Origin of the sequence: Peribacillus sp. NPDC006672, from assembly GCF_050274955.1 — a bacterium.
GTDB lineage: Bacteria > Bacillota > Bacilli > Bacillales > DSM-1321 > Peribacillus.
In genome coordinates this window covers 424,188-450,711 of the sequence record NZ_JBNNOR010000002.1, presented here as the reverse complement: position 1 = coordinate 450,711, position 26,524 = coordinate 424,188, and the positions used below count along the sequence as shown (strand labels likewise).

30 protein-coding genes, 1 pseudogene and 2 riboswitches are annotated in these 26,524 nt (G+C 40.4%); of the genes and pseudogenes, 17 read left to right on the top strand and 14 right to left on the bottom strand.

Annotation, left to right across the window (positions count from 1 at the left end; genetic code table 11):
- Positions 1-392: 392 nt before the first annotated feature.
- The 3 genes and pseudogenes from ACQKKK_RS05605 to ACQKKK_RS05595 all read right to left on the bottom strand — a co-directional run.
- Positions 393-755: pseudogene (locus tag ACQKKK_RS05605) on the bottom strand (transposase); the annotation flags it as partial.
- Between the two features lie 123 nt (positions 756-878).
- Positions 879-2,054: a transglutaminase-like domain-containing protein gene (locus tag ACQKKK_RS05600; RefSeq protein WP_427614680.1), complete on the bottom strand. Its 1,176-nt coding sequence runs from the start codon at positions 2,052-2,054 to the stop codon at positions 879-881.
- Positions 2,055-2,113: 59 nt separating this feature from the next.
- A complete protein-coding gene (locus ACQKKK_RS05595) occupies positions 2,114-2,335 on the bottom strand; it encodes a hypothetical protein (RefSeq protein ID WP_427614678.1) in 222 nt (73 codons plus the stop codon).
- Between the two features lie 305 nt (positions 2,336-2,640).
- Here ACQKKK_RS05595 and ACQKKK_RS05590 point away from each other — a divergent pair, with 305 nt between their 5' ends.
- Both ACQKKK_RS05590 and ACQKKK_RS05585 read left to right on the top strand, forming a co-directional pair.
- Positions 2,641-2,823, top strand: coding sequence for a hypothetical protein (locus ACQKKK_RS05590; protein ID WP_427614677.1), 183 nt, complete (start codon positions 2,641-2,643; stop codon positions 2,821-2,823).
- 255 nt (positions 2,824-3,078) lie between these two features.
- Complete coding sequence (locus ACQKKK_RS05585) at positions 3,079-3,525, top strand: N-acetyltransferase family protein (RefSeq protein ID WP_427614675.1); 447 nt, start codon at positions 3,079-3,081, stop codon at positions 3,523-3,525.
- Between the two features lie 452 nt (positions 3,526-3,977).
- On the opposite strand, the gene ACQKKK_RS05580 is transcribed toward ACQKKK_RS05585, so the two are convergent.
- Positions 3,978-4,175, bottom strand: coding sequence for a YjcZ family sporulation protein (locus tag ACQKKK_RS05580; RefSeq protein WP_427614674.1), 198 nt, complete (start codon positions 4,173-4,175; stop codon positions 3,978-3,980).
- 214 nt (positions 4,176-4,389) lie between these two features.
- Here ACQKKK_RS05580 and ACQKKK_RS05575 point away from each other — a divergent pair, with 214 nt between their 5' ends.
- The 5 genes from ACQKKK_RS05575 to ACQKKK_RS05555 all read left to right on the top strand — a co-directional run bounded on the left by ACQKKK_RS05575 (position 4,390) and on the right by ACQKKK_RS05555 (position 8,900).
- Positions 4,390-5,133: a metallophosphoesterase family protein gene (locus tag ACQKKK_RS05575; RefSeq protein ID WP_427614673.1), complete on the top strand. Its 744-nt coding sequence runs from the start codon at positions 4,390-4,392 to the stop codon at positions 5,131-5,133.
- 98 nt (positions 5,134-5,231) lie between these two features.
- The gene (locus tag ACQKKK_RS05570; RefSeq protein ID WP_427614672.1) at positions 5,232-5,360 is read left to right on the top strand and encodes a hypothetical protein; all 129 of its coding nucleotides are present in this window, start codon (positions 5,232-5,234) and stop codon (positions 5,358-5,360) included.
- Between the two features lie 208 nt (positions 5,361-5,568).
- Positions 5,569-6,495 carry a cation diffusion facilitator family transporter gene (locus tag ACQKKK_RS05565; RefSeq protein ID WP_427614670.1) on the top strand — a complete coding sequence of 309 codons (927 nt, stop codon included), beginning with the start codon at positions 5,569-5,571 and terminating at the stop codon, positions 6,493-6,495.
- Positions 6,496-6,793: 298 nt separating this feature from the next.
- Positions 6,794-7,483 carry a response regulator transcription factor gene (locus tag ACQKKK_RS05560; RefSeq protein WP_427614668.1) on the top strand — a complete coding sequence of 230 codons (690 nt, stop codon included), beginning with the start codon at positions 6,794-6,796 and terminating at the stop codon, positions 7,481-7,483.
- A complete protein-coding gene (locus ACQKKK_RS05555) occupies positions 7,473-8,900 on the top strand; it encodes a sensor histidine kinase (protein ID WP_427614810.1) in 1,428 nt (475 codons plus the stop codon). The genes ACQKKK_RS05560 and ACQKKK_RS05555 overlap by 11 nt, the downstream gene beginning before the upstream one ends.
- Before the next feature lie 58 nt (positions 8,901-8,958).
- Here ACQKKK_RS05555 and spx read toward each other — a convergent pair whose 3' ends face one another.
- On the bottom strand, positions 8,959-9,354 hold the full coding sequence (gene spx / locus ACQKKK_RS05550; RefSeq protein ID WP_427614666.1) for a transcriptional regulator Spx: 396 nt from the start codon (positions 9,352-9,354) through the stop codon (positions 8,959-8,961).
- Positions 9,355-9,602: 248 nt separating this feature from the next.
- On the opposite strand from spx, the gene modB reads away from it, so the two are divergent.
- Entirely contained in the window at positions 9,603-10,256 is a 654-nt protein-coding gene (gene modB / locus ACQKKK_RS05545; protein WP_427614664.1) for a molybdate ABC transporter permease subunit, read from the top strand.
- On the opposite strand, the gene ACQKKK_RS05540 is transcribed toward modB, so the two are convergent.
- Positions 10,218-10,697: a GNAT family N-acetyltransferase gene (locus tag ACQKKK_RS05540; protein WP_427614809.1), complete on the bottom strand. Its 480-nt coding sequence runs from the start codon at positions 10,695-10,697 to the stop codon at positions 10,218-10,220. The genes modB and ACQKKK_RS05540 overlap by 39 nt on opposite strands.
- A 116-nt stretch (positions 10,698-10,813) precedes the next feature.
- Here ACQKKK_RS05540 and ACQKKK_RS05535 point away from each other — a divergent pair, with 116 nt between their 5' ends.
- Together ACQKKK_RS05535 and ACQKKK_RS05530 are read left to right on the top strand one after the other, a co-directional pair.
- On the top strand, positions 10,814-11,305 hold the full coding sequence (locus ACQKKK_RS05535; RefSeq protein WP_427614662.1) for a hypothetical protein: 492 nt from the start codon (positions 10,814-10,816) through the stop codon (positions 11,303-11,305).
- 198 nt (positions 11,306-11,503) lie between these two features.
- Positions 11,504-11,701, top strand: a complete 198-nt coding sequence (locus tag ACQKKK_RS05530) for a cold-shock protein (protein ID WP_028393295.1) — start codon at positions 11,504-11,506, stop codon at positions 11,699-11,701.
- A gap of 68 nt (positions 11,702-11,769) precedes the next feature.
- On the opposite strand, the gene ACQKKK_RS05525 is transcribed toward ACQKKK_RS05530, so the two are convergent.
- From ACQKKK_RS05525 to ACQKKK_RS05510, 4 genes are all read right to left on the bottom strand, one after another.
- Complete coding sequence (locus ACQKKK_RS05525; RefSeq protein ID WP_427614660.1) at positions 11,770-11,937, bottom strand: hypothetical protein; 168 nt, start codon at positions 11,935-11,937, stop codon at positions 11,770-11,772.
- 119 nt (positions 11,938-12,056) lie between these two features.
- Positions 12,057-12,494, bottom strand: a complete 438-nt coding sequence (locus tag ACQKKK_RS05520; protein ID WP_427614658.1) for a flavodoxin domain-containing protein — start codon at positions 12,492-12,494, stop codon at positions 12,057-12,059.
- The gene (locus ACQKKK_RS05515; protein ID WP_427614656.1) at positions 12,466-13,518 is read right to left on the bottom strand and encodes a ribonucleotide-diphosphate reductase subunit beta; all 1,053 of its coding nucleotides are present in this window, start codon (positions 13,516-13,518) and stop codon (positions 12,466-12,468) included. Before ACQKKK_RS05515 ends, ACQKKK_RS05520 begins: the two co-directional genes overlap by 29 nt.
- Before the next feature lie 46 nt (positions 13,519-13,564).
- The gene (locus ACQKKK_RS05510; protein ID WP_427614654.1) at positions 13,565-15,862 is read right to left on the bottom strand and encodes a ribonucleoside-diphosphate reductase subunit alpha; all 2,298 of its coding nucleotides are present in this window, start codon (positions 15,860-15,862) and stop codon (positions 13,565-13,567) included.
- 138 nt (positions 15,863-16,000) lie between these two features.
- Positions 16,001-16,180: riboswitch (cobalamin riboswitch) on the bottom strand.
- A gap of 293 nt (positions 16,181-16,473) precedes the next feature.
- Between ACQKKK_RS05510 and ACQKKK_RS05505 the strand changes: the two genes are divergently transcribed.
- Positions 16,474-17,403: a manganese-dependent inorganic pyrophosphatase gene (locus tag ACQKKK_RS05505; RefSeq protein ID WP_427614652.1), complete on the top strand. Its 930-nt coding sequence runs from the start codon at positions 16,474-16,476 to the stop codon at positions 17,401-17,403.
- Positions 17,404-17,502: 99 nt separating this feature from the next.
- Here ACQKKK_RS05505 and ACQKKK_RS05500 read toward each other — a convergent pair whose 3' ends face one another.
- Both ACQKKK_RS05500 and ACQKKK_RS05495 read right to left on the bottom strand, forming a co-directional pair.
- Entirely contained in the window at positions 17,503-17,649 is a 147-nt protein-coding gene (locus tag ACQKKK_RS05500) for a hypothetical protein (RefSeq protein ID WP_427614651.1), read from the bottom strand.
- An 85-nt stretch (positions 17,650-17,734) separates the two neighbouring features.
- The gene (locus ACQKKK_RS05495; RefSeq protein WP_427614650.1) at positions 17,735-19,192 is read right to left on the bottom strand and encodes a SulP family inorganic anion transporter; all 1,458 of its coding nucleotides are present in this window, start codon (positions 19,190-19,192) and stop codon (positions 17,735-17,737) included.
- 131 nt (positions 19,193-19,323) lie between these two features.
- On the opposite strand from ACQKKK_RS05495, the gene ACQKKK_RS05490 reads away from it, so the two are divergent.
- Genes ACQKKK_RS05490 through ACQKKK_RS05480 form a run of 3 tightly spaced genes read left to right on the top strand, consistent with a single transcriptional unit; the run spans position 19,324 to position 19,883 of the window.
- Complete coding sequence (locus tag ACQKKK_RS05490; RefSeq protein WP_427614648.1) at positions 19,324-19,488, top strand: hypothetical protein; 165 nt, start codon at positions 19,324-19,326, stop codon at positions 19,486-19,488.
- A gap of 19 nt (positions 19,489-19,507) precedes the next feature.
- Entirely contained in the window at positions 19,508-19,666 is a 159-nt protein-coding gene (locus tag ACQKKK_RS05485; protein WP_427614646.1) for a hypothetical protein, read from the top strand.
- The gene (locus ACQKKK_RS05480; protein WP_427614644.1) at positions 19,644-19,883 is read left to right on the top strand and encodes a hypothetical protein; all 240 of its coding nucleotides are present in this window, start codon (positions 19,644-19,646) and stop codon (positions 19,881-19,883) included. The genes ACQKKK_RS05485 and ACQKKK_RS05480 overlap by 23 nt, the downstream gene beginning before the upstream one ends.
- Positions 19,884-20,104: 221 nt before the next feature.
- Positions 20,105-20,195: riboswitch (cyclic di-GMP riboswitch) on the bottom strand.
- 378 nt (positions 20,196-20,573) lie between these two features.
- Here ACQKKK_RS05480 and ACQKKK_RS05475 read toward each other — a convergent pair.
- Positions 20,574-21,785 (bottom strand): MFS transporter, encoded by a 1,212-nt coding sequence (locus tag ACQKKK_RS05475; protein ID WP_125161078.1) that lies wholly within the window; start codon positions 21,783-21,785, stop codon positions 20,574-20,576.
- 201 nt (positions 21,786-21,986) lie between these two features.
- Here ACQKKK_RS05475 and ACQKKK_RS05470 point away from each other — a divergent pair, with 201 nt between their 5' ends.
- Together ACQKKK_RS05470 and ACQKKK_RS05465 are read left to right on the top strand one after the other, a co-directional pair.
- The gene (locus tag ACQKKK_RS05470; protein ID WP_427614642.1) at positions 21,987-23,294 is read left to right on the top strand and encodes a CitMHS family transporter; all 1,308 of its coding nucleotides are present in this window, start codon (positions 21,987-21,989) and stop codon (positions 23,292-23,294) included.
- A 169-nt stretch (positions 23,295-23,463) separates the two neighbouring features.
- Complete coding sequence (locus ACQKKK_RS05465) at positions 23,464-24,096, top strand: superoxide dismutase family protein (RefSeq protein WP_427614638.1); 633 nt, start codon at positions 23,464-23,466, stop codon at positions 24,094-24,096.
- 288 nt (positions 24,097-24,384) lie between these two features.
- Here ACQKKK_RS05465 and ACQKKK_RS05460 read toward each other — a convergent pair whose 3' ends face one another.
- The gene (locus ACQKKK_RS05460; RefSeq protein WP_427614637.1) at positions 24,385-25,350 is read right to left on the bottom strand and encodes a rhodanese-related sulfurtransferase; all 966 of its coding nucleotides are present in this window, start codon (positions 25,348-25,350) and stop codon (positions 24,385-24,387) included.
- 142 nt (positions 25,351-25,492) lie between these two features.
- On the opposite strand from ACQKKK_RS05460, the gene ACQKKK_RS05455 reads away from it, so the two are divergent.
- On the top strand, positions 25,493-26,509 hold the full coding sequence (locus tag ACQKKK_RS05455; protein WP_427614635.1) for a nitronate monooxygenase: 1,017 nt from the start codon (positions 25,493-25,495) through the stop codon (positions 26,507-26,509).
- Positions 26,510-26,524: the final 15 nt, after the last annotated feature.

Below are 26,524 nucleotides of genomic sequence, written 5' to 3'. Positions count from 1 at the left end.
ATTATTAGCAGAATCCTTCTTTTGTTCGCTTTGTAATAAAAATATTCAAAGACTAGTAAGTGCCAAATTTTGTCTTACACAAATTAAATAATCAGTAAAATTGTTCTTTTCTTTTGTGCTAAGCCTTCCACTTATTCATGTATAAACCAAAGTTTAGCTAGAATTTCTTTTCCCTTTTGAGTTATATATATCTTCTCACCATTATCTGTTACTAGTTCATCTAGAATAAGTACATTTAGGGTTTCTGCAATAGAATTCTCGTCGTAACCAATTAGTTCTTTTAATTCAGTTAAATGGAGAGAATGGCATCTGTGATGCCTTTTAAATCATCTGATACAAATAATAAGATTTCTTCCGCACCATGTTCTTTAATGTCTTGAAGAATCTATTTCCATACGCTCGATGAGATCGGCAATTTCAGAGGTTGTCACGCCTTTTGAAACATATGAATCACGAATGCTTCTAGTGTATCGTTTGAACGACGATAGGGCGCTACGGTTTGTTGTTTAAATTCTCCATTACGATCTCGATGGATAGCAAGTTGAAGATCTCCAAACTCAGTATGCAGATACGCGTATAGGAACCATTTCTAGAATTGCCAGAGTTAAAGCCAATCCGGTCATATTTTTCGTAATCTAATGTTAGTTCGCTCAATAAGAGCGTGTAGACAGCCAATTCTAAATGGCTACGAAAAGCCTTCGTAATATCTTCGTTTTTACTAGAGCTTGGACAATATCTGTTGTAAACTGATTCAAGGGAAGACCTCTTTTCTTTGAATTGTGTTGTGGTGACTTAATTCTACAAGAAAAGGTCTTCCTTTTTCTATTTATTCATTTACACAAGATATTTTACGCTCTCTTACAATCACCTCACAAGGGTTATGTACTCAATCGAGATATTGTAGATAGCATGGAGAGAACCATTAAAGCTAATAGAATACTAAATATAACAGGCCTCTCTTTTCTTAAAATAAAACATAGGAATACACTAATGAAACCAATCTTATAGACTAGATCTAAAATGAGATTGTCCAAAAGGAAACTCATTATCATAATTATTACAGAGGGGAAAAGAAGTCCTTTTTTTATTGAATTTAAGACACCTCTAAGTCCGTTTTCTTTTGTCTTCCAATTTCCAATTAGATTATCTGATTTAACTGTAGTAATAGAAATATCTAAATCCCCATTAAACTTTACATATGCTGGTTGCAAATAAGGAGCGTTACCATTCAAAGATTCTTGTCCCCAATAAAAGGGCGCATCATTAATATAAAACGGTTGAAGCAACATTGATTTGTCCACACTATCATTATAAGAAGGTGAGAGTTTTATTTCTGCATCTCTAGAAAAAACAACTCGTTGTTCCTCTGTTTGGCCAAAATATTTTTTCCAATGCATGGTCTTTATGTTACTAGTTAAAAAACTAAAGCAATTTTTTCTTAGTATATTGGCCATACTTGTGTCTACCGGAAACCAGCCCACACCGGATAAAAAAATTTCGTTCCAAGCATGACCATTCATTTTTCCATCTGACCATCCACCAAAAACCGTCCTTGTGGGTATCCCAATAGATCTACATAATGAAGAAAATAAAAAGGAGAACTCTCCACAATCTCCTTTTCTTTCTTTTAAAAAAGATAGTGTACCTCTACTAATCGGAGGATATTTATATTTGTAGCTTTTCACAATATGTTTAAAGATTTCATATGCTTGATCTTTTTCGCTCTTTTCACCTTCAGTAATTTTCTTTGCAAGAGTTGTTGTTTCTTCATTAATAGGAGAGAGAATGGTATTTCTTAAATAATATTTTTTTTCTTCATTTGTCAATGAAGTACCATGATTTTCGGGCTTATACCAGTCCACATCAAAGTTAAAATGTATTTTCTCATTTTTTTGGAGGACGAAATAACTTAAAATCTCACCTGTTGGAACATTATGTACTTGTTTAGTTTTTTTTGATTGTTTGATGACTTTTTCCGGAAGTATCATCCATAATTCCACTTTATTACTTAGTGTGTTTTCATACCAATAATCAATATTTATAGACTTCTTCAATCATATACATCTCCAGTTTGAACTTATTTTCTTATTGTTGATTTTACGTCGACTTTGGATCAAGCTCCAACAGCTTTACCTACTCCTGTCGCTACTCTTACTCCTGCTTGTGCAACTATAGCTGCGGTACCAATTGCTGCTATAGCAGGAAGAACTTTCGGCACAACAGCGGATGCTTGTTGTGCGCCTTCGAAATTACCACTTTCTACTAAATGCCAGTAGAAACACCCAGTAAATAAAGCTAGAACGACAAGAAAAAGACAAATAAATTTTTTCTTCAATATTAATAACTTTCTTTATTGGTATATTATTGAAGGCATATCCATTATTATACTAACGAACGAAACTAAAATAGTCAGCTTAATATATTAGAATTTTTAAATAATTTTAGACAAAATTCGACTTGAATTTGTACTACGATGAGAAGTGTAATTGAGCGATGTGTGGCTTTTGGACGTCAAGCTTGGATAGATAAGAATCAAACTACTCTAGATCGTTAGAGCCCATTCTAGAAACTTTGAAGGATGGTACAACGCATCATTTCGCTGGGAAAAAAGGACGCGAGTATATTGGAGGGAACGTACTTATGAGAAGTAAACATATTAGAAATACCGAAGGTGTTAAAAAACACGCACTAATGAAAAGCCAAGAGGCATCTCAAAAGATGGACCAGGCTAAACATCGTCTTATAAAAACGAAAGCTAAAATTAACTTTAAACAGGTTGCGATGGAATCAGGTGTATCTAAGGCATTTCTCTATAACAATTAAGAAATACGAAACCGAATTGAAGGATTAAGAAAGCACAAGAAGGGTTGAATTCTCCGCAAACTATAAAACGTAATATGACGGATGCCAGTAAAGATTCTTTTATCGCTGCTAAAAATAACCGAATAAAAAAGCTTGAAGAGGAAAATAAACTCTTGAAAAATGAATTATTGAAACTACGTGGTATAGTCTACGATAAATTTTGAAGATAAAAACTAAGCTAATTAAAAGGATAATTGAAAGGACAGGACATTAAAAATGGACATTAGAAAACCTAACGATGCAGAACTTAAAAAGGTTATGTTACTTTCCCCAATAGCTGTATTAGACGGCACATTGGGTGAAGTAAAACCTACTACTGAAAAAATTAAACAACTTGTTGAACCACTATTGGATAAGGGAAGTTATTATTTAATAGCAACAGAAGATGATGTTTTAATGGGCTGGATTCTTATTGGAACAAGCAAAGACCAATTTACTGATAAGAAAAATGGATTTATTTATGAACTATTTGTTTTAGAAAAATTTAGAGGGAAAGGGATTTCCAAACGGTTAATGACAACTGGCATTGACAATCTAAAACAAGCTGGATTTACAGAGGTTCGTCTAAGTGCATTTGCTGGGAATCAAGCTATTAAACTGTATGAAAAATTAGGATTTGGAGTAAGAACCGTTACTATGAGTTTGTCCCTTAAATATAGCTGACATTGAGCATGTCCAAAGATAAATGACACGGTTGAATATGGACATTGTAGATAGGATTTATTGACAAGGAAGAGGCATAATGTATTGGTTTTACTACATTTTTCATCCCCTTTCGCTAACATAGAATTTTCTGGACAGATGGAAGTCAGTTCTTAATTTGCAGCAAAAGAGATGAAGTGTATTCAAATTGTGTCTAAACGTACGATTTTACAGAAACCTTTTATTTCAATAAATATTTATTTAAACTATATAGCGTTTATGTTTATCAGTTTAGGACCGAAATGGGAGCAGGCAGGAGCCATCTTTTCACAATATGCTAATTTCTTGCTTAACCCCATCGGACTTATAGTCATTTGGTTCATTATGAAGACTCAAAAACAAAGACAAAAACTAAAAGTCAATCACTGACAAAGAAGGCGCCATGATCAGGCGCCTTTTTCATTATGTCATTATTAGCAGAATCCACCGTAGCCGCCGCCGTAGCCGCCGTAGCCGCCACCATAGCCGCCACCGCAACCACCGCCGCCGAATCCCCAACTGCATCCAATGATGACTAACAGGATAAATAATACGATCAGCAGAGCAAACCCGTTATCGAAACCGCCGCAACCGCGACCGTCGTCACAACATTCATTTCTATGTCCACCCATTCAATTTCCTCCTCATACATATTATGGAATTGCATACCTAGCAAAACATCTTTACCGGGAATACTTCATACTATGTATTATAGGCCGAAGTGTTTGCTTATTCATAAAAAATGGGCGTTGGCAAATCGGGAGAATAAGCCCGAATATTTTTTGATCTCGTTTAAAATGTTATAATATACCATGTGGAATATGGGGAAGGGAGCTGAACTTAGTCATGAAAGTTGCCATTATAACGGATGTGCATGGTAATGCTTCAGCGCTAAAAGCCGTTTTAAGAGTTATTGATCAAAGGGACGATATAGATCATATCTATTGTTTAGGAGATATGGTTGGAATTGGACCGGATACAAATGAAGTCCTTGAACTATTATTTGCAAGAAATGATTTGTCGATGCTAACTGGAAATCATGATGAAGCTGTCCTGGCCATCATTAACGGGGAGCCGCATCCGGACGGTCATATTCACGTAAAGGAGCATCATGAATGGATAGCTGAAAGAATGCATCCGAATTTCATAACCAAACTGGAAAAATTGCCTCGCACCATACAGCATATCATTAATGATCACTCCGTTTACTTCACCCATTATCACATGGAATCGAAGAAATTGGATGAACACATAAGCCAAAATCCTTTTAGTAAAATCGTTGACCCGAATTTAATTAACTTAGAAATGCTTTTCAAAGATCATCACTACGATTTAATTGGATTTGGACATCACCATCCTATCCACCTTTTTAGAAATGACCGAACGATATTCCTGAACCCAGGATCTCTTGGCTGTAATGGTGAACCAGTTGCCCCTTATGCCCTTGTTACGATTGAAAATACTGGTATCCAGATAAAGCTTGAAAAAGTAAACTATGATAATTCATCGTTCCTGTTATCGTATAAAAGCTTACAAGTTCCCGAGCATGAATTCATTATCCGGGCCTTCCATGGCGGACAACAGGCCTAATACGTTTATAAATGATGAAATAGGGGGAAATGTTCAGCATAAAGGTACATGCCTGGGGATACGATAATAGCAAAACATGATGATACTGGAGGCAGGGTATGAAGGAAAAAGAACAGGTAAATCAAGAGCAAGAAGTGATGGAAGAGCATAGTCTTGTCTGTAATAATGAATTGTTTAATAAAGATTTATACGCCATTGTCGATGATACGATGCAAGAGGAAAGGTAAACTGGAAAAAACGCTGCAGAATTCTCTGTAGCGTTTATTTTTACTTTAAAATGGTTGAAGGCAGATTCTTGATTTACGCATAATGGTCACGGCCAACCTATTTCCTGGACTCTTATTACAGCAGTGAACCCGCGAATTGAATCATTTGAAACCATTCTGGATTTATCCCATACTATATATAAGTTTAAAATCCGAGAGGAGGAATGGCATGGGACATCATCATGGTCAATCCGATGAACATGGGCACGGACACCACCATCATTCTAATAATAAAAAAGCATTGTTGGCATCTTTCTTATTAATCTCCACATTTATGGTAGTCGAGGTTATTGGGGGATTCATGACAAATAGTCTGGCTTTACTGTCAGATGCAGGTCACATGCTTAGCGATGCGGCAGCTTTAGGACTTAGTTATACAGCGATAAGGTTGGGGGAAAGGAAAGCGACATCGTCCAAATCGTATGGATATAAACGGTTTGAAATAATTGCTGCTTGCTTGAATGGATTGACCTTGATCGTTATATCCGTATTCATTTTCATAGAGGCAATTAAGAGGTTCGTGGATCCCCCTGAAGTGCAAAGCTTGGGAATGCTAATGATTTCAATCATCGGCTTACTGGTTAATATCATTGCGGCTTGGATTTTAATGAGCGGAGATAAGGAAGACAATTTGAATGTACGGAGTGCTTTTTTACATGTGATTGGTGATATGCTTGGATCGGTGGGTGCCATTGCTGCTGCACTCTTGATTTATTTTTTCGATTGGGGAATAGCAGATCCGATTGCGAGCGTCATAGTCGCGGTTTTAATTATTATTAGCGGTTTTAGGGTAGTGAGGGATTCTTTCCATATCTTGATGGAGGGCACACCCGACCAAGTCGATATGGATGAAGTGAAAGCATCCTTGCTGGAATTGGTCAGTGTTTCCGAAGTCCATGATCTCCATATCTGGACGATCACCTCTGGTTTTTTGACAATGAGCTGCCATGTTGTCATAGATGCGAGCGGTAATCACGATTCAGTTTTAGCAGAAGCGCAAAAACTTCTTCACGATCAGTTTGGCATTGAACATAGCACGATTCAAGTAGAAAGACAGGAAGTAGGCTGTCCGAATCCACACGAGACATGTAATTGAAAAAAAGGGCTGGCTCATGTTAGAGCCAGCCTCTTAAGAGTGTTTTGGGCAAGCAACTTTATATATCCCTTTCCATATGACTTTTACCGAACATTTAGAAGCCATACCTGTTAAAATGAATCGAGATTACTTGTACAAAATAAGTTGGAAAATACTAAGTAAAAACATTGGTGAATTTTACTGCGAACATAATCCTGACACATTAAAAGAGTAAGATTGAGGAAAAAAGCTTTGATGATTTTAATAATTAGCATATACAAAATTATTCCACTATAATTCAGGAAGGAGGAATCCCTATATGAAGAAAATTCTTGTAGTAGAAGATGAAATTGCCATATCGATGGTATTGAAAGCATATTTGGAGCGTGAAGGTTTTAATGTAGTCCAAGTATACGATGGACTAAAGGCCATTCCGGTTTTTGAAGAAACGAAGCCAGACCTGGTCCTGCTTGATGTCATGCTGCCTGGTAAGGAAGGCTGGGATATATTGATGGAAATACGGGAGGAAGATACATGTCCGGTTATCATGTTGACTGCACTCACAGATGTCGATTACAGATTATCGGGATTCAAGTCAGGTGCGGATGATTACATCTCCAAACCATTTGTTGCCGAAGAAGTCGTGGCCCGGGTGCATGCAGTTTTAAGAAGGTCCTCATCGGTTGTTGCGGAAGATGATCATGTACATGAGTTTGGGAGTTTAACCATCGATGATCAGTCGTATATGGTGCATTTGAATGGGGAAGAAATAAACTTGACGCCGCGTGATTTGTCGCTGCTCATTTTTTTCGCTAAGCACCCTAATCAAATTTTCACGAGAGAACAGCTGCTCGATCAAGTGTGGGGCATGGATTATGATGGCAGTGACCGTGCGGTGGACCTTGCTATCAAACGAATCAGGAAGGCGATAGATGCATGGCCTGTAACTGAGGGGGAAATAAAAACATTGCGTGGATTGGGGTATCAATTGAGTGTCTATGAAAATTAAAAAAAGAACCACTTTACAACGCTATTGGACTAAGAGATACGTATTGACCTTGATTTCAGGTTTGATATTATTATCTGTTTTTTCCTTGTGGTGGATGGAAAAAACAGCTTTGGAATATAGGCTTAGCCTGCTTAAGTACTTAGCTGATGAAACATCCGATCGCGCGATAAAGGAAAATGGTCAGATTGTCGTTGGTCCGGTCCTTTCGGAGATTGTTGAGGAAAGGGAGAAAATCCTTCATCTGAACCAACAGCCAATCATCTATATCGTCGACCCTGATGCCAACATCATTTATACGATGCCTCAATTGTATATTGATCCGAATGATAATAAGCTCCCAGACGTCATTATGAAAAATAGGGAGTTAGTCCAGAAGGTCAAGATTTCCGACAACAAAGTATATGTCGTCAAATCACCCATTACGTTTAACGATGAGACGAGAGGTTGGGTGGTCATTGCGCAGGAAGAAGGGGCATTGAAGGAAATCAACCAAGATCATGGCTTGTTGGCGATCATGATTGGAGGCCTTCTAGTTCTGGGGACGGGAGTCATTTATTTTCTTTCCAGGCAGATTTCGCGGCCAATCCAAGATGTAGCTAACGCCGCTGTCCAGGTTCGTGAAGGCAACTATGATATCCATTTCAAAGAGGAAGAGGAAATCAAGGAAGAAGAAATTTATGAACTGATAGAATCGTTTAAGGAAATGACAAATCGATTGAAGGTCATGGAGAAGTTGCGGGCGGAGTTGCTTGCAGGTGTAACCCATGATTTGAAAACGCCAGTCACTTCCATTAGCGGACTTATACAAGCGGTTAAGGATGAGGTCGTTACAGGAGAGCAAAGTAAGGAATTCCTCGATATTTCTTTAAAGGAAACTCAACGTCTACAAGGTATGATAGAGGATTTACTTAATTATAATGCCATATCGGCAGGTGCTTTTAAAATTCGGGTGCAGAAAGAGAATATCAATATATTTATCAAGGAAATTGCCTATCGCTGGCAAGTGACCCAGGATGATCAAGCGTTCGCTTTTGATATAAAAGTTCCTGATGAACCGGTCTTTGGTCAAATTGATTCATTGCGGATGCAGCAAATCGTCATTAACCTTTTGAATAATGCCAGGCATGCACTTGATGGCAACGGGAAAATAACGATTCACCTTTATGAAACGGATGAAGAACGAATCTGCATTGATGTACTGGACAGTGGCCGGGGAATCCCAAAACATGAACAACAATATGTGTTCGAACCATTTTATCGTGGTGAAAACAAAAAGTTGAAGGTACGCGGTTTAGGTCTGGGACTGCCATTCAGTAAGATGCTCGCAAAAGCGCAAAAGGGAGATCTTGTGCTTAAGGAAAGCAATGAACAAGGCACCACCTTCACGATCGTTATGAAGAAAGCGGATCAAATATAAAAAAGGGTTGTCCATTATCGGACAACCCTTTTTATGCGACTGTGTACATGCTAACTGATTAAGCCAATTGGCTGATTGCACGCCATAACTGTACATGACGGACCTGCCTTGGAAGGAAGCGTCCCATTTCTTCTTCATTATATCCAGCATGCAAGTTCTTATGGTCGAAAATGATCGGCCGGCGAAGTAAATCCGGGTTATCTTGAATAAGCTTGCAAAGATCATTAAGTGGAGTATTATTTATATCGATATTCAAGCTTTTGAATTTTTTGGAACGGGTTGAGATGATTTCATCTGTTCCGCCTTCCGTTTTACGTAAAATCTCTTTTATTTCTTCAATAGAAAGAGGTTGGGAATATAGGTTGCGTTCATTGTAGGAAATTTCGTTTTTCTTAAGCCAAGATTTTGCTTTACGACAGGCTAAACTGCTTGGTGTAGTATAAATTGTAACCATTTAAAATCGACTCCTTCAAAATTTTAAAGTTTATTGGAATGAAATTATTTTTATATTTGTGATACTCTTACTTTAACGTTCCTATGTGTCAGCAAGATGTCAAGAAAAATAAACTTAAAAGTTATTTCAAAAGGAAAGGGAGAAAATGAAATGCAATCTGCCTTTAATGAAAAAAAAAGCGATTCGGTAATAAGGATGAACAGGGACCTGCATAGGCTGATATTTTACATGGATGTGCGGATAATACCATGACCGGGGATTTTTGGTCACCTGTCAGGCTATCGATACAGGTAGCGGGACTAGCGGGTATCCTTGTTTTCATTTTAGGGATTATCCTGGCGCGAATGATGGCAAAAAAGCAATTCAGGGGAAGAGTCCTGTTGGAAACAGCATTTTTATTGCCGCTCGTTCTGCCACCTTCTGTCGTAGGTTTTTTATTGATTGTGATTTTTGGGAAGAATGGAATGCCAGGCCAATTCATTGAAAGGGTTTTTGATCAGCCCTTAATGTTCACTTGGTGGGCGGCGGTCATTGCATCCACCGTGGTAGCTTTTCCGCTTATGTATCAATCCGCTAAAACAGGCTTTGAAGGTATCGATGAAGAAATCGAAAATGCAGCAAGAGTTGACGGGGCAGGCGAGTGGAGATTGTTCCTTTTTGTATCCCTTCCATTGGCAGTCAGATCCATCGTCACAGGTGCCATATTGAGTTCTGCACGTGCATTGGGGGAATTCGGGGCAACACTCATGTTTGCCGGAAACATCCCCGGACAGACACAGACCATACCAACCGCGATTTATGTCGCCATGGACTCCGGGAATATGACATTGGCTTGGCTATGGGTTGCTGTGATCATCGTCATCTCATTTATGATGCTTTTTGTCGTGACGTACATAAAATGAATGCTGTTTCTCAAATATGCTTATGAAAAGATGAGGTGCGGCTTCTTTGTCTTCTTTATGGATGAAGCCGTTTTTTTCATATAGCTTCCGTGCAGGCAGGTTCATTTTACCGGTCGAAACGGATATCTTTTCCCAGCCGCCTTGTAATTGAAGATCATTCAGAAGGGCATCCGCAATACCCTGACGAAAATAATCGGGATGAACGACCATTCTGCAAATCCGTATTAGTCTATTTTCTTTTGTATAGGATACCGCTCCAACCAAGGCATCACCTTCTAAAAAGCATATGAACGATTCATTACAATGTATGAATTGTTCATATGTTTCCAATAAAGGAGGGATATCGGCAAAGCCGATCAAATCCGCTTCCACCTTATAGGATTTTTTTTGAAGTTTAAAAAGCTGCTGGCCAAAATCGGAATCCAAGTCCCGAATTTTCATGATCAAATCATATCACTTCCTTTCATTACATTATAAAGGAAAAGGGAGATTATTGTTTCTTATCAGTCTGTGTTATAATCGACAAACAATATGAACTAATGAAATGAGGAAGAAATTTGTTAACATTTGAAGAAAAATTGAGCATCATTGAAACTTTTCCGGAATTACAGCGAAAAGACGTTTCATTGGGGCGTGTGAATTTCCATTACCCAGAAAGTGCCCAGGAGAAAAAGATAGTCGTTCAGCATTTGCATCCCAATGGAAATGGATTCGTTTACGCTGGCCATATGAGAAAAAAAGATACTGACCGTAAAGGATTTATCAATATCCGTGACTATAATGAAGCGGAATTAAAAGAATTGATCCAAAAAAGCATGGATTATCTTTCTGAACCTCCTGTTGAAATCGAAGAAGAGGAAAACGAGTTCGCTAGGTTGGAAGGAACATGGATTGGCCGTGAAAAGCAAGAGCTTTCACTTGAAAGGGAAGACCAGCTTTGGAACGTGTATTCAGGGTCGAATCTTGAGGAGTGTTTCGAGAGTCCAGTAGAGGCGGAGCGCTACTTATTGGACGAAGGTTTCCGTCAAAGCAAGAAGCGGAAAATGTAGAATTTTAGGATAATTTGTCGGTGGAATTACTACGATAATCTTGTTTTTTTTGGATTTTCCATGATATAATATGAGTAATTATTTTTGTTCGGAATAAGTTTGATAGAAGGATTTACTGTTATAGGATTCCTCTTGAAACATTATCCAGAACCAAAAATAGTAATAAAATGGATTTTTCCAAACACAGGAGGAACTATCATGGTACAAGGTAAAGTAAAATGGTTTAACGCAGAAAAAGGTTTCGGTTTCATCGAAGTTGAAGGCCAAGACGATGTATTCGTACATTTCTCAGCTATCCAAGGCGAAGGCTTCAAAACTCTTGAAGAAGGCCAAGAAGTTTCTTTCGAAATCGAGCAAGGCGCTCGTGGACCACAAGCAGCTAACGTTCAAAAATAATTGAACACATATAAAAAAAGACTCCGATACTGGAGTCTTTTTATTTTTCCCTGTAAGGGAAACCACGTTTATTCTTCATTTTTTTCGGCCATTCCCCTTAATGCTTTGTCCAATTTTTCTTCGATTCGTTTAGAACGATTATAATGCCCTGCCAGGAAAAAAACGATGAATATAACGAATACGACAAGCACTAACATAAACAGGATAGGGAGGAGCTGGACAATATTATCAGTCATGGTATATCTCCTTTTTTCCATCATTATACTTCATGTTTACCCTTACTATGATATTGGATGCCAATTTTTTAAAAAAACAACTGAAAGAAGGGACATGCGAAAATGCATATCCCTTTCAGTCAGTTCTGGAATAGCGAGGCGAACTTTTGAAGCCTGGGCAAGTCTGATTCTTGATACATCTGTTCTATCTTCAGTGTTACCAATAACTGGCTCTTGGCAAATAACATGTCACGGAAATGATCGACCGCCCCGCAAAAATGATTGTAGTTTGTTTCACCAGTCCCGAAGACTCCTGTTTTCAGATGAGCAATAGGCAGCTGCTCCAGTTCTTTGTAAAGGGCTGCTGATTTGGCAGGCAGCTCTCCATTTCCCCATGTATAGGTACCGACGATCAATGCATCGTAATCCGGCAATGTACGTAAATCGAATTCATGCATTCGAAATAGTCCAGCTCCAGGTAATAGGGAAGCGATGGCTTCAGCAAGAGCTTTTGTATTTCCTCCGGCAGAATGGTAGACAATGGCAACTTTATAGCTCATCGAATCCATTGCTGGCATTTACTTGACTGTAGGTCCTTGATTTCTGTTCGAAGAAATCGGTTTTGGTAAGGCCGATTGATTCATCATCGAACGTTTTGATCCATGGCATCGGGTTTTCGCTATACTCTTTATACAAGTTTTCAAGGCCTAGCATACGTAACCGTTTGTTGGCGATATATTCGATGTATTCATTGAACTCTTCCAAATCGAGATCGGCTTTGGTTTGGATATCTTCAAGCATATATTCAGACCATTCCTTTTCGAGTTCGACGGCTTTTTCAATCGTTGTATAGATGAATTTCGTGTTTTCTTCATTATTTAACTCTGGATATTCATACATCAAGATTTGAACGAGCATTCCAATGAAATCGAAATGGACCATTTCATCGCGATGGATATAGGATATCATCGTAGCCGAGCCGGTCATAAGGTTCTGGCGTCCTAAATTATAATAGAAGGCGAAAGCCAGATAGAAATAAATCCCTTCGAGGTTCGTTGAATGGATCAGTGCCTCGAATAAATGCTGAGGGCTTGGATCGTCCACGAACTTTTGATAGGCATCCACGATCGGTTGATTACGCTTAATCACTTCCGGATGTTCTTTAATGCGGTCGAAAAGCTGTTTTTGCTTGCCTACCGGTATCAGGGAAGCAAGGATATAGGAATAGGATTCATTATGGATGGATTCCTGCTGGGCCATGTTTGCCAGGATAGCTTTTGCCGCAGGATCCTTTATGTACCGAAGGATTTCTACTAAAGTAGGCGTTTGTAGACTGTCCATTCCAGCAATCATCGTAAGGATATCAAGAAAAGCGTCCTGTATATCTTCGTCCAATTCTCCCCACTGCTTTTTATCCTGAATCATGTTCACGCTCGAAGGCTTCCAAAAGTTATTGATGAGCTGTGTATAGGTATCATAGAATTTCTCATACTGAATATCGTTCCAAAGGAGAAAGCCTGAAGCTTCTCCTTTGAAAACACCGGTCGCTTTAGTTGGATGCGTTGGTTCCAGCATCCGGATCTTTTTTATATGATTGGTCATTCGTGAAAACTCCTTTAAGAATAGATTACTAAGGTTATGATCGTCGTTAACTAGAACAGCTTTCGCAGGCATTGTCATATTCGGAAGAAGTCGAACGAACATAATACGTTGATTTCAACCCGGATTCCCACGCCGTTAAATGGATATCCAATAGGACCTTCGCTTTGATTGTGTTGTGTACATACAGATTAAAGCTGATTGCCTGGTCAATATGGCGTTGGCGGGCTGCATTTTGCCTGATGCTCTCCAGTTGGTCCAAATTAAAGCGGGTCTTTTTATAATATTCATACGTATTTGGCGTCAAGCCTGGTGCGGTCACCTTGAATTTGAAGTTTTTCTTTTCTTCGTAAAATTCAATTTCATACAAAGGATCAATTCCATCCGTTGAATTACCGATCTTAGCAGTCGATGAATTGGGGGCAATAGCCATTAAATATCCATTACGGGTACCGTGTTCCTGCACATTTGCTTTTAAATCCATCCATTTTTGATCTGTATAGTCACGAAGTTCGAAATATTCCCCTGTATGCCAATCTGATCCTTCGAAATATGGGTAGGATCCTTTTTCCTTGGCCAACTCGTTGGATGCTTTGATTGTTAAGTAAGCGATCTTTTCGTATAAAGCATCGGCATAGTGAACAGCCTCATCCGATTCCCAATAAATATTCTGAGTGGCAAGTAAATGATGCCATCCAAACGTTCCTAAACCAATTGCCCGGTAACGTTTGTTCGAGATGGATGCTTGCTTGACCGGAAGATTATTCACATCAATGACGTTATCCAGCATCCGGATCTGAATGGGAATTAACCTCTCCAAAACATCGCTGCTCACCGCACGGGGCAAGTTAATGGATGATAGGTTGCAGACAACGAAATCGCCGCTTTTACGGACCACAACGACATCTCCATCTTCTGTTTCATATTCATCCGTGATCGTCGAAGGGCTTAAGTTTTGAGCAATCTCCGTACAAAGGTTAGAACAATAAATCATGCCTTTATGTTTATTAGGATTCTTCCGGTTCACTTCATCGCGATAGAACATATATGGTACGCCTTCTTCTAATTGAGAAATCATGATGCTTTTCATGATGTCCATCGCATTGATTTTTTCAAAGCTATAGTTTGGAAGTGTACCATTTTCTGCGGCCTCGACAGCAAGTGCATAATGATTCCTGAAGCTTCCTTCGCCTTTCTTCTCGTCATAAAGATCTTCAAGTGAGAATCCAAGGGTTTGCTTGACGGTATGCGGATCGAAAAGATACCATTCTTTTCTGTCGCGTACAGCCTCCATGAACAAATCAGGAATACATACACCTGTAAAAATATCATGGGCTTTTAATCTGTCATCCCCGTTTTGCGTCTTCAAATCAAGGAAGCTCATGATATCTTTATGCCAGGCATCCAAGTAAATCGCGATGGCACCTTTACGTTGCCCCAATTGATCGACACTGACAGCTGTCTGGTTGAATAGTCGGATCCAGGGAGTAGTGCCGGAACTGTTTCCAGAGAAACCTCGGATATCAGAACCAAGCGAACGAATCTTACCAACGTAAAGACCTACACCGCCGCCGAATTTTGATACTTTTGCGGCATCGTAGTTAGATAGATAGATGCCGTCAATGGAATCTTCAATTGCGTCGATAAAACAAGAGCTTAACTGTCCATGCGTTTTACCTGCATTGGATAGAGTAGGCGTCGCAACAGTCATATAAAGGTTGGACATAGCCCAGTAAGCTTCTTTTATAAGTTGAAGGCGATGCTCCGTTTTTTCCATTCGCATGATTTCCATCGCGATGATCATGAAGCGCTCTTGAGGCAGTTCGTAGACCTTGTCTTTTTTGGGGCGGGCTAGGTAGCGATCGTTTAATAAGTAGATGCCTATGTAAGAAAATAATTTATCCTTTTCCGGGTCGATCACCGAACCCAATTCCTCAATTTCCGCTTTCGTATAAGAAGCTAGCAGTTCTGATTTATAAATGGGATAACGCTGGCCTTCTGAAAGTTGGGAGAGTTCCGTGATCAGTTCATAGAACGGGCCATAACTCATGCCTTCATAACCCCGATTGGCCTGTGCATCCCTATACATCGTATTCAATAGTTCTGCTGCAGCAACAAACGTCCAATCGGGAGCATCTATATCCACACTTTCAAGAGCGAGCTGAATCAGTTTTTTTGATGCCTGTTCATCGGTTGTGTCACTTTTGCGATCAAGCCATTTTATAAAACGCTTTTTGAACTTTTCCATATCGAGACGGCCTTCGAATTCCTTTGATAACATCTCAAGCTGGATTGAATTCGTTTCGGTGTCATTTTCGCTTATGGTAGAGTTATATGTTTGAGTCATTAATAATCCTCCTTGTAAACTTCCGTTAAAATAAAAAAACCGCCCAATGGATTGAGCGGATCAAACGATAGAATAAAAGAACCATGAAAAAATAGCCATTATACTATCGTTTCATCATCTCAATCCCCGAAGAATAAGAAACGTGAAAAAATCAAGGCAGGTCTCCTGACTCATGATCATCCTACTTTGAGTCCTTCCCATATAGAGAGCTATACAGTGGTTTCTCATTTCGTCACATTTACAGTTGCGGGGACAGTTCCGGGTTTACACCGGATTCCCTTTTCAGCCATCACTGGCACCTTGGATTATAAAATATTCTATATATAGTTATTATTGTTGTTTATGTAATCAATATCTAGTATTTCTGCTTATATTATCGTAAGCCATATACGATGATAATTCAACTAATATATTTGAAAAAAACCAACCCTTATCTATTGACAAAGTGAATGTAGAGGGATAGAGAATGAAAGATTTTATTGGGGAATGGGTAATTCGAGCACTGAATTTACGGGATTTTGTGTTAAAATAAAGTGTATAGTAATGGTGACTCTCCCTTATTGCGATAAGGGGATTCGCGGAAAAATATTTATGAAAAAGGAGATAAAATCTTGGAAAAAGTATTAGTTTTTGGACATAAAAACCCGGATACAGACACAATCTGTTCAGCAATCGCTTATGCAGATCTTAAAAAGCAGCTAGGAATCAACGCTGAACCAGTTCGTCTGGGTGAAGTGAATGGTGAAACTCAATATGCGTTGGACCAATTCAAATTCGAAGCTCCCCGCCTTGTGGAAAAAGTGGCAGGGGAAGCGGATGGCGTAATCCTGGTCGACCACAACGAACGCCAGCAAAGTGCAGAAGATATTGACCAAGTCCGTGTGCTGGAAGTTATCGACCATCACCGTATCGCTAACTTTGAAACAAGCGATCCTTTATATTACCGTGCGGAACCAGTTGGCTGTACGGCAACCATTTTAAATAAAATCTATAAAGAAAACGGCATTGAAGTCCCTAAAGCAATCGCCGGACTTATGCTATCTGCCATCATTTCCGATTCTTTATTGTTCAAATCCCCGACATGCACAGATCAAGACGTTGCAGCAGCTATGGAACTGGCTGATATTGCAGGAGTCAACGCTGAAACATATGGCTTGGAAATGTTGAAGGCGGGAGCTGACTTGAGCGACAAGACGATTGCCCAGTTAATCACTCTTGATGCAAAAGAATTCTCCATGGGAATGGCTAAAGTGGAGATAGCTCAGGTCAATGCTGTAGATCCAAACGAAGTTCTTGCTAAGCAAGCCGAAATAGAAGCAGCCATTGAATCGGTCATCGCTGCGAAGGAATTGGATTTATTCCTATTCGTCGTAACGGATATCTTGACCAATGATTCTGTGGCCTTGGCTCTTGGAAAAGCGGCTGATGCAGTGGAAAAGGCATATGACGTTTCATTGAACAATAACATTGCCGTCTTAGAGGGCGTTGTATCGCGTAAAAAACAAATTGTTCCGGTCTTAACGGACGTATTCAGTAAATAATATAGGAAAAGGAGTGCTCATTAAAAACTTTGGGCCCTCTTTTTCTGTACATCAAAAAAAGACTCAACCATCTATTTAAAGGTGTTTGAGTCTTTTTTCTTAATTTAAGGTTTCCTTTTCTTTTTCATAGGCGATGACAATCAATTCTTTATTGGCTTCCTCGGCGAGTTTGCTTTCAAAACTTTTCAGTTCATTCAATAAATCTGGTGACAGATTCGCTGCTGTATAATCCTGCTCGGATGTCATGCTTTTCGCTCCTTTCAAAAGGAAATATTTCATGTTATCTATTTTGTCGGTTTGAAAAGTTTCTATTCAGCAGAACTTTACTTCTTCAAGATATTTTACTTTCTGAGGTGGCGAGTTTTTCGAGCAATAACAAACTCTCCTCGTCTAGGCCTTGCACCTGGACAGGTATACCTTGAAGCTGATATTTAAGGACAACCGTATCAACAGCGCCGACTGCAGAAGCATCCCATATTTTAGAATGGGAAAAATCAATGATGACCGCTTCGGCTTTTTCCTTGAAATCGAACTTAGAAACAAAGTCCTGAACCGAGGCGAAAAATATTTGTCCGCTGATACGATAAGTGATTTTCTTAGCATGGATGTCTTCCGTTTTCTCAACAGCCACTTTAGAAATTTTAGCCGAGAAGAAAATCATGCTCAATAGCACTCCAGCAAAAACCCCTTTTGATAAGTCATGCGTATAAAGAACAATGAGGACTGTCACGATCATCACGGCTGCATCCGTCCTTGGAGCCTTGTTGAGCCGCTTTAGGGAAGACCAGTCAAAGGTCCCGATCGAAACCATGATCATGACTGCGACAAGTGCGGCCATCGGTATTTTAATAAGGACGTCATTCAATAATACGATTAATACCATAAGGAATGCGCCTGCTACAAAAGTTGAGAGCCGGCCCCTTCCTCCCGACTTAATATTGATACCGGATTGACCGATCATCGCACATCCTGCCATGCCGCCAAAGCATCCGGCGATGATGTTCGCAATCCCCTGGCCTTTGGCTTCCTTATTTTTATTACTGTCCGTGTCAGTCATCTCATCGACTATTTGAGCTGTCAATAACGATTCTAGCAACCCCACAAACGCAAGGGCTATGGAATAAGGGAAAATGATCGCCAAAGTTTCGAAGGTCAAAGGGATGTCTGGAAGCATGAACATCGGAAGCGCTTCGGTCAATTGCCCCATATCCCCAACCGTCCGCACCGTAGCGCCCGTAGTAACTGCAACGATCGTCATGAATATGATGGCGACCAGTGGTGAAGGAATGACTTTCGTGATCAGCGGAAAAAGATAAATGATAGCTAATGAAACGGCTGTCATGAGATACATAATCCATGTTTCGCCCACGAAATGGGTGAGCTGTGCCGTGAAAATCAAGATGGCTAGAGAATTCACAAAACCGGTCATGACTGGCTTTGGGATGAACTTCAATAATTTTCCGATTTTAAAGACCCCTAGTGAAATTTGCAGCAAACCAGTCAATATAGTTGCCGCAAGTAAATAGTTCAATCCGTGATCTTTAACAAGATCGACCATGACGAGTGCCATTGCTCCAGTGGCAGCCGATATCATTCCCGGTCTTCCGCCGACAAATGAGATGGCGATGGCAATGCAGAATGAGGCATATAGACCTACCATTGGGTCAACACCAGCAATGATCGAAAAGGCAATCGCCTCTGGAATCAATGCCAAGGCAACGACAATTCCGGAAAGAACATCTCCCCGCACGTTGCCGAACCATTCCTGTTTGTAAGCTGATGTATTCAAAGAAACACTCCTTCTTTCTTTTATATATGTGTGTTACTTTCTTTGTTAACGCACTAAATTATAGCATGTGACCTTCTTTCTATCTATATGGATATATCCAGGACTATTCATGCCTTAAGAAGGAAGCATTGATGCAAAAAGTGCTTGAGTTATCAGGTGGGGGAACCAAGGCTGAAGATGCCTCGATTTATCTATACGAAGAATCGGTAAACTATGTTTATAGGATCTCCAAAACTTTAGTAAACGATTATGGTAATGGGAGGAGAATGAATTACAGCCTATTTCCTTTTGTCTGAAAAATTGGGTGGGTTTCAGTTGCCGATTCTGTTGGTAGTGGTTCTCAAGACTGCAGAAATGATTTACATTGGGGCTGAAACTGGAAGAGGAGTCACTGCCTTACCATTCGAACCTGATTGTAAGGCAGGCAGAAAAAGCCTTGGAATGGGATCAAATGAAAGAACAACTGTATCATAAATATAAAGAAATCATCATGACTAAAAGGGATGGTATCCGTGGAAGGGAAAGTGAACTCGCAACTCCGTATAGGGAGGAGATATATCATTATCTTAATGGACAGCCATTTTCAAGAAGCTTTCCTTGGCGATACATATTGGGATGGGCACCACCATTAAGTGGCTATTCCTTATCAAAGATACTGGATTTACATGTTGGACATGTCACTTCTTTATAATGCTTGAACCTGATCTTTCGAAGGTCGCTTCTGGTCAACATTGCGAATACATTATATCTTGTGCCGCATGCACATGTATTTTTATCTTTAACGATGTGTCTCTCATCCGTAGCAGCTGAATAAATGGTTGGAAAAAACATATATAACCCTCTTTTTTCTAATTTTTAGGCAAATTAAAAAGGGGACGAAATAAATGAATAAGCGATCTAATCAAGATAAATCATGGCGGCCCGGCTGCCATGACAACTAAGTTGTTGGTTTAGGCCCGTGGCTTTGCGTCTTTTACTTTCATAAAATTTGCCTAAAATAATCTTAACATAAAATTGAAGTGCAGAAAAAATACTTATCAGTTTATGGGTGGGTAGGAAGATATTAAAGTAGTCAGCCTCAGCTAGGCCCTTCAGGCAGTTTGATTCATTTCTTTTAACCTATTTTTATAAAGCATGTTATTTCATTGATAGGCTTGAAAGTGACCCGTTTCAAATCATTTTCTGGTTTCCTTCGATGATTCCGCATTCACAATAACTCTGATGCTTGATGATTATGTACTATTGAATAACGGCAACACTGCCTGGATCGGAATCTGACCAAAACAAAATCCAGTTCCAGATGTATCTGGCAATACGGCTGTATGTGCGTTAAACGATAAAAACCTGCTTCCATCTGGAAGCAGGTTTTTTCGCCCGAAGATTAATGTGATCTGGCCAGCTCCGGATTGCGGTGCATCGCGTAATAGAGGACTAGGCCGGCGATGAGGAGCAAGGTACTGGTCGTGATGAAAACAGCGGAGAATCCATAGAAACCAGCTACCATACCGCCCATTGCAGGTCCGATGATATTGCCTAAAAAGCGCAGGCTTGTATTGTACCCAAGTACTTCCCCCTGCATTGCGACTGGCGCTTCTTGGCGAATGTAGGCAATCCTTACAGGGATGATGCCGCCTATTGCCATGCCAAGTATGAAACGTACAAAAACAAGCTGCCAAAAATGATTGATGAAGGCGCCAGGCAAGTAGACAGTAGCGGTCAGAAAAAGAAGCAACACAAGAATCTTCACATGTCCATGCCGATCACCTATCTTGCCCCAGTGACGCGCCATCAATAAATTCCCTAGGCCTGCCGCAGAAAAGGCGATACCTGAATAAAATCCAAGATTGGAAGTTCCATGCAGCTCGCCAACGTATAAAGAAAGAATGGGCTGGATGCTGAAGTGGGCTACTTGAACAAGTGTCGAAATGAGCATGACATTCACTAGGATCGGATTCCGCATGATATGCGAGAGAACCTCCTTGCTTGTATAGCTCGACTTTGTTCCCTTTTGCCGTTCCATTTGATACTCCTTAGTTGCAAAAACTAGAAGTCCAGAGATGAAAATGGTGATAGAGGTGAATTTAAAGGCGGTTGAATAGCCGAGTGTGTCTGCAAGAATGCCGCCAAGCAATGGTCCGAAAAGTGAACCAGTTATATTACCCGTTTGCAGTGTTCCCAGTACGCGTCCGGCAATCTCTTTCGGAGTCTGCGTTGATATGAAGGCCTGTGACATGGAAATGAATCCAGTGAATATTCCCGTGAACATCCTTAAGACGAATAGCTGCCAAACATTTTCAACGAATCCCATCAAGAAGATGGACAGTCCCATCCCAAAGGCACAGGCAATCAAGATTTTCTTCCTGCCATACCGGTCGCCAATCCGTCCCCAAATAGGAGAAAATAAAAAGGCAGTCACAAAAGTGATACCAAATGTCCATCCGGACCAATGCTGGATATATTGGGTCGAATAATCCCCGAATGTACCAATGTATAAAGATATGAATGGAAGAACCATCGTCATGCTTCCGCCGATGAAGAAGTTGGCGAACCACATGATGAAAAGATTCCGTTTAGCTACTTTATGAGCATTCATTTTACATGCAACACTTCTTTCCTCCGAAAAAACTTCGGGTTCCTAAATAATAGTATACAGAAATTAACTAATTTATTAAACGAATTTGATTTCAGTTTACAAAAACTGGTTTTTTAATGAATGTGCAAATGATATAATGTGAAAATATTGATTTTTCAGAAAAGTTAGATAAAACAAAAGGGAATTAAAGGAGTTTTTTACATGTTAACTATTTTAGGATTTTGCATGATTTTAACGTTTCTGGTATTAGTCATCACAAAGCGTCTATCCGTAGTCGTCGCTTTTATCCTCACGGCGATAGTTTTTGGTGTGGTTGGCGGGTTTGCATCTGAAATGGGAGATATGATGGTGGCAGGTATTTTAAAGGTGACACCAACAGCAGTCATGATTGTTTTTGCTATTTTATATTTTGGTTTAATGATTGACGTTGGTTTATTCGAGCCCATGATCGCTAAAATACTGAGTTTTGTAAAAGGCGACCCGCTAAAGGTTGTCATGGCAACTGCCATTATAACCATGTTGGTAGGTTTGGATGGGGATGGTTCTTCCACATTCATGATCACGGTTTCGGCCATGCTGCCGCTTTATATGAAATTAGGAATGAACAGACTTGTATTGGCCTGTGTCGTTGGTTTAGGTGCTGGGGTCATGAATATGATTCCTTGGGGAGGACCTTTGGTGAGAGCGGCCGCGAGCCTTCAAGTTCAAGTATCGGAGTTATTCATTCCTCTCATTCCAGTCATGATTTGCGGGCTTTTATGGACACTTCTTTCGGCATATGTACTTGGCAAAAAGGAAAGAGAGAGATTAGGAGTCAGGTCGATGGGGAGGACCATGCCACCTGGTATGAGTGAACAGGCTGCAGCTGTTGAAACCACACCTGAAGGAACATCCAAGTTATTTTGGTTTAATTGGATCTTGACGATTTTACTGATGGTATTGCTGGTGATGGAAGTGCTGCCAATCCAAATCCTATTTGCCTCCGCTTTTGCGATTGCGTTATTTGTTAACTTTCCGAACCCACAAGAACAGCAGGAAAGGATTTTAAGTCATGCCAATAGTTTTGTGATGATCTGTACACTCATTTTTGCTGCAGGGATATTTACGGGTGTATTCACAGAAACGAAGATGATGGACTCGATGGCAGCTTCAATCGTAACCGTCATTCCGGATTGGCTTGGGGCACATTTGCCGCTGGTCGTAGCGCTTACGAGCATTCCGATGGGGTTCATTTTTTCACCTGATGCCTATTACTTTGGCATTCTACCGATTATCAGTGAAGCGGCATCGAACTTCGGTATTGCCCCTGTTGAAATCGGAAGGGCGGCTTTATTAGGTCATTCGACCACAGGATTCCCATTATCGCCATTGGTGCCTGCCACATTCATATTGATTGGTCTTGTAGGGGTGGACTTTGGGGATCACCAAAAATTCCTGTTTAAATGGGCGTTTGGGACAACCATTATCATGACGATTGCAGCCATTGCTTTCGGTGTCATCACTTTGTAAAATGTGAGCCCATTAAGCTATATTATAAGATCTTTGTCTGTGAATTTAGTAAGGTATTCTACTCGCTGGTGTAATCTATTTGCCTATTTATAACTCTACCTGTTTATTTTTCCATAATGGTGGAAAGTAATAAGAGGAAGATACATATAAGAGAGGGAGGGAAATTATCATGAACTATAAGCAAAAACTTGTGCTGCCTATGTGTGCTGCCCTTTTACTGTATGGATGTAATTCAGCGGATGATTCAAATCAAACCGACAAAAATGCCGAGGATATGAATACAGTGGGACAAGGAACAGATACAGAGGTGGATCCGCAGGTGAAAGCGGAAGTAAAAGATATAAAAGGTAAAACCCTTGGTACTGTAAACTTTACCGCGGAAGAGAATGCTGTGGTGATCGAAACCGCTTTGGAAGGCCTTGAGCCAGGCTATCATGGATTCCATATTCACGAAAACGCAGCATGTGACGCACGTGCTAAGGAAGGCCCTTTCACTACAGCGGGAGGACACTTCAATCCAACTGATGAAACGCACTCGAATCATGCAGGGGACATGCCCCCTCTCTATGTAAAAGAAGATGGGACAGCGAAATATACGGCAACATTGGATAACATGACAATAGACCAACTGAAGAAAGAAGAGTTGGCTGTCATCGTTCATGCAAATCCAGACAACTTTGCCAATATTCCTGATCGTTATGAAGCCAGTGGAGAAAAAGGATCTGATGGAGATACCTTGAAAACTGGTGATGCAGGCGATAGACAAGCTTGCGGAATTGTTGTTGGTGCAGAGGCAAAATGAAATTATTGATGCGGAGCGATTCTTCTTAAGAGGAATCGCTTTTTTCATGCAGGGACAATCATGAAAAAGCAATAGAAGTTAGTGGATTAATTCTTTCTTTTACATTAAAAGAAGGTTTTTTCTATTTTGATATAGAAGTAAGAATGTAAGTAATATCCGGTTTGGGCAGTTCTGAAGAGTTAACAGTTTTAATATTGGGAAAATAAGATTTGGTTCCATTTGGGGATTGGATGCAGGCTATAAAAAAACCCGAATAGGGATCATGTCCACTGATTCGGGTTTGCTTAATCATTTTGCCGTGATGGTTTCTTCGATTCGCTGTAATCTCTCAGCCACTTCTTCTTCAGAAAGGTTATGCTCGACTACATAGCGGTTACGCGGATGCACTCGGCATTCGTGAGTGCAGCTGCGCATATGTTTGTGTTCGTTCTCTTCACTGCATAGGATTTTCTTGTTGCATTCAGGGTTGGCGCAATTGACATAGCGTTCACAAGGCTCGCCGGAATAAATATCGCGTCCGACAATGACGTGTTCCTTTTGATTGATGGGTACGGCAATTCTTTCATCGAATACATACATTTGTCCATCCCAAAGGTCACCTTGGACTTCGGGATCCTTCCCGTATGTTGCGATGCCGCCATGCAGCTGGCTAACATCCTCAAAGCCTTCTTCGACAAGCCAGCCTGAGAATTTCTCACAGCGGATACCGCCTGTGCAATACGTAAGGATTTTTTTGCCTTCGAACATTTGTTTATTTTCACGGACCCAATCCGGAAGTTCGCGGAAATTCGTGATTTCCGGCTTGATTGCGCCCCTGAAATGTCCTAAATCAAATTCATAGTCATTTCTGGCATCAAGGACGACTGTATTCTCATCTTGCATTTGCTCGAAAAATTCCTTCGGGCTCAAGTAGTTGCCTGTTGTCTGATTAGGATTGATGTCATCTTCCAATCGAAGCGTGACAAGTTCATTTTTCGGACGAACATGCATTTTTTTGAAAGCATGGCCATCTGCTTCATCTATTTTAAACACGATATCAGCAAAGCGGGAATCGCTTCTCATCATGTCCATATATTGGTTGGTTTGTTCAATCGTACCTGAAACAGTTCCATTGATTCCTTCTGATGCCACCAGGATTCGGCCTTTTAATTCAAGCTCTTTACAAGCTTCAAGATGTTCGGCTGCGAATTCCTCGTGGTTCTCGATTGGTACATATAAATAGTACAGTAAAACTCTATAGGGCTTTGTTTCCATTTTTGATTTACCACCTATGTTTTATATTTGCAAGATATAAAGGGTGATCATTAAGACACTTTTCTCTTACAGACAATCATTATACCAAGAAAACGTAAAAATGATAAGAGCATGTAGAAAAATGAAAAGGGAGTTGTATCGAATGTTCAAAGATTTAATGAGATATCCAATCATTCAAGCACCGATGGCTGGAGGAGCCTCCACTCCAAGGCTTGCGGCTTCAGTGTCCAATGCGGGAGGATTGGGATTTCTCGCCGCTGGCTATAAGACTGCAGAACAGATGAAAGACGAGATAGGGCGGACTCGTAACTTGACCCAGCGCCCATTTGGCGTGAATGTATTTGTGCCAGGTAACGAAGTGGTGGATGAAACTTTATTATCTGCCTATCGTAAAAAAATTGAAAAAGAGGCCGAGAGTGTAGGGGTTGAGATTGGAAAAGCCGATAGTGATGATGATGATTGGGAAAATAAACTAACAGCATTAAAAGAAGCTCGGGTGGATGTCGTCAGTTTTACGTTTGGTTGTCCTGCGGAAGACGTAATAAGGGAGCTCAAAAGCGTCGGTTCCCTTATTGTAGTGACAGTAACCAACCTTCAGGAAGCAAAAAGGGCAGCGGATGCAGGTACGGATGTTTTATGTGTACAGGGGATTGAGGCAGGGGGCCATCGAGCCAGCTTCGAAAACGGCACAGAAGATGATTACGGTCTTTTAGTATTAATACGGATGATTGAAAATGAACTGAAGTTACCAATCATTGCAGCGGGTGGACTGATGCATGGAAAGGATATCGCTGCCGTGCTTTCAGCGGGAGCAACAGCCGCACAATTGGGAACAGCTTTCCTTCGCTGTCCCGAAAGCGGGGCAAGTCCCGTCCATAAGGCAGCTCTCGGAAATCCCCATTTTACCCAGACCTCAGTTACCCGCGCCTTTAGCGGCCGGAGGGCACGCGGGTTGATGAATCACTTTTTAACGGAATATGATAGCATTGCACCCGTCGCTTATCCTTATGTCCATCACATGACCAAGCAAATGCGAAAAGCGGCGGGACAAAAAAACAATCCTGAATTGATGGCCTTGTGGGCAGGGCAAGGGTATAAATTGAGCAGGGAACTTCCGGCATCAGAATTGATGGAGCTTCTTGTAGAAGAACTAAAATGAGAAGGGTTTGTATGG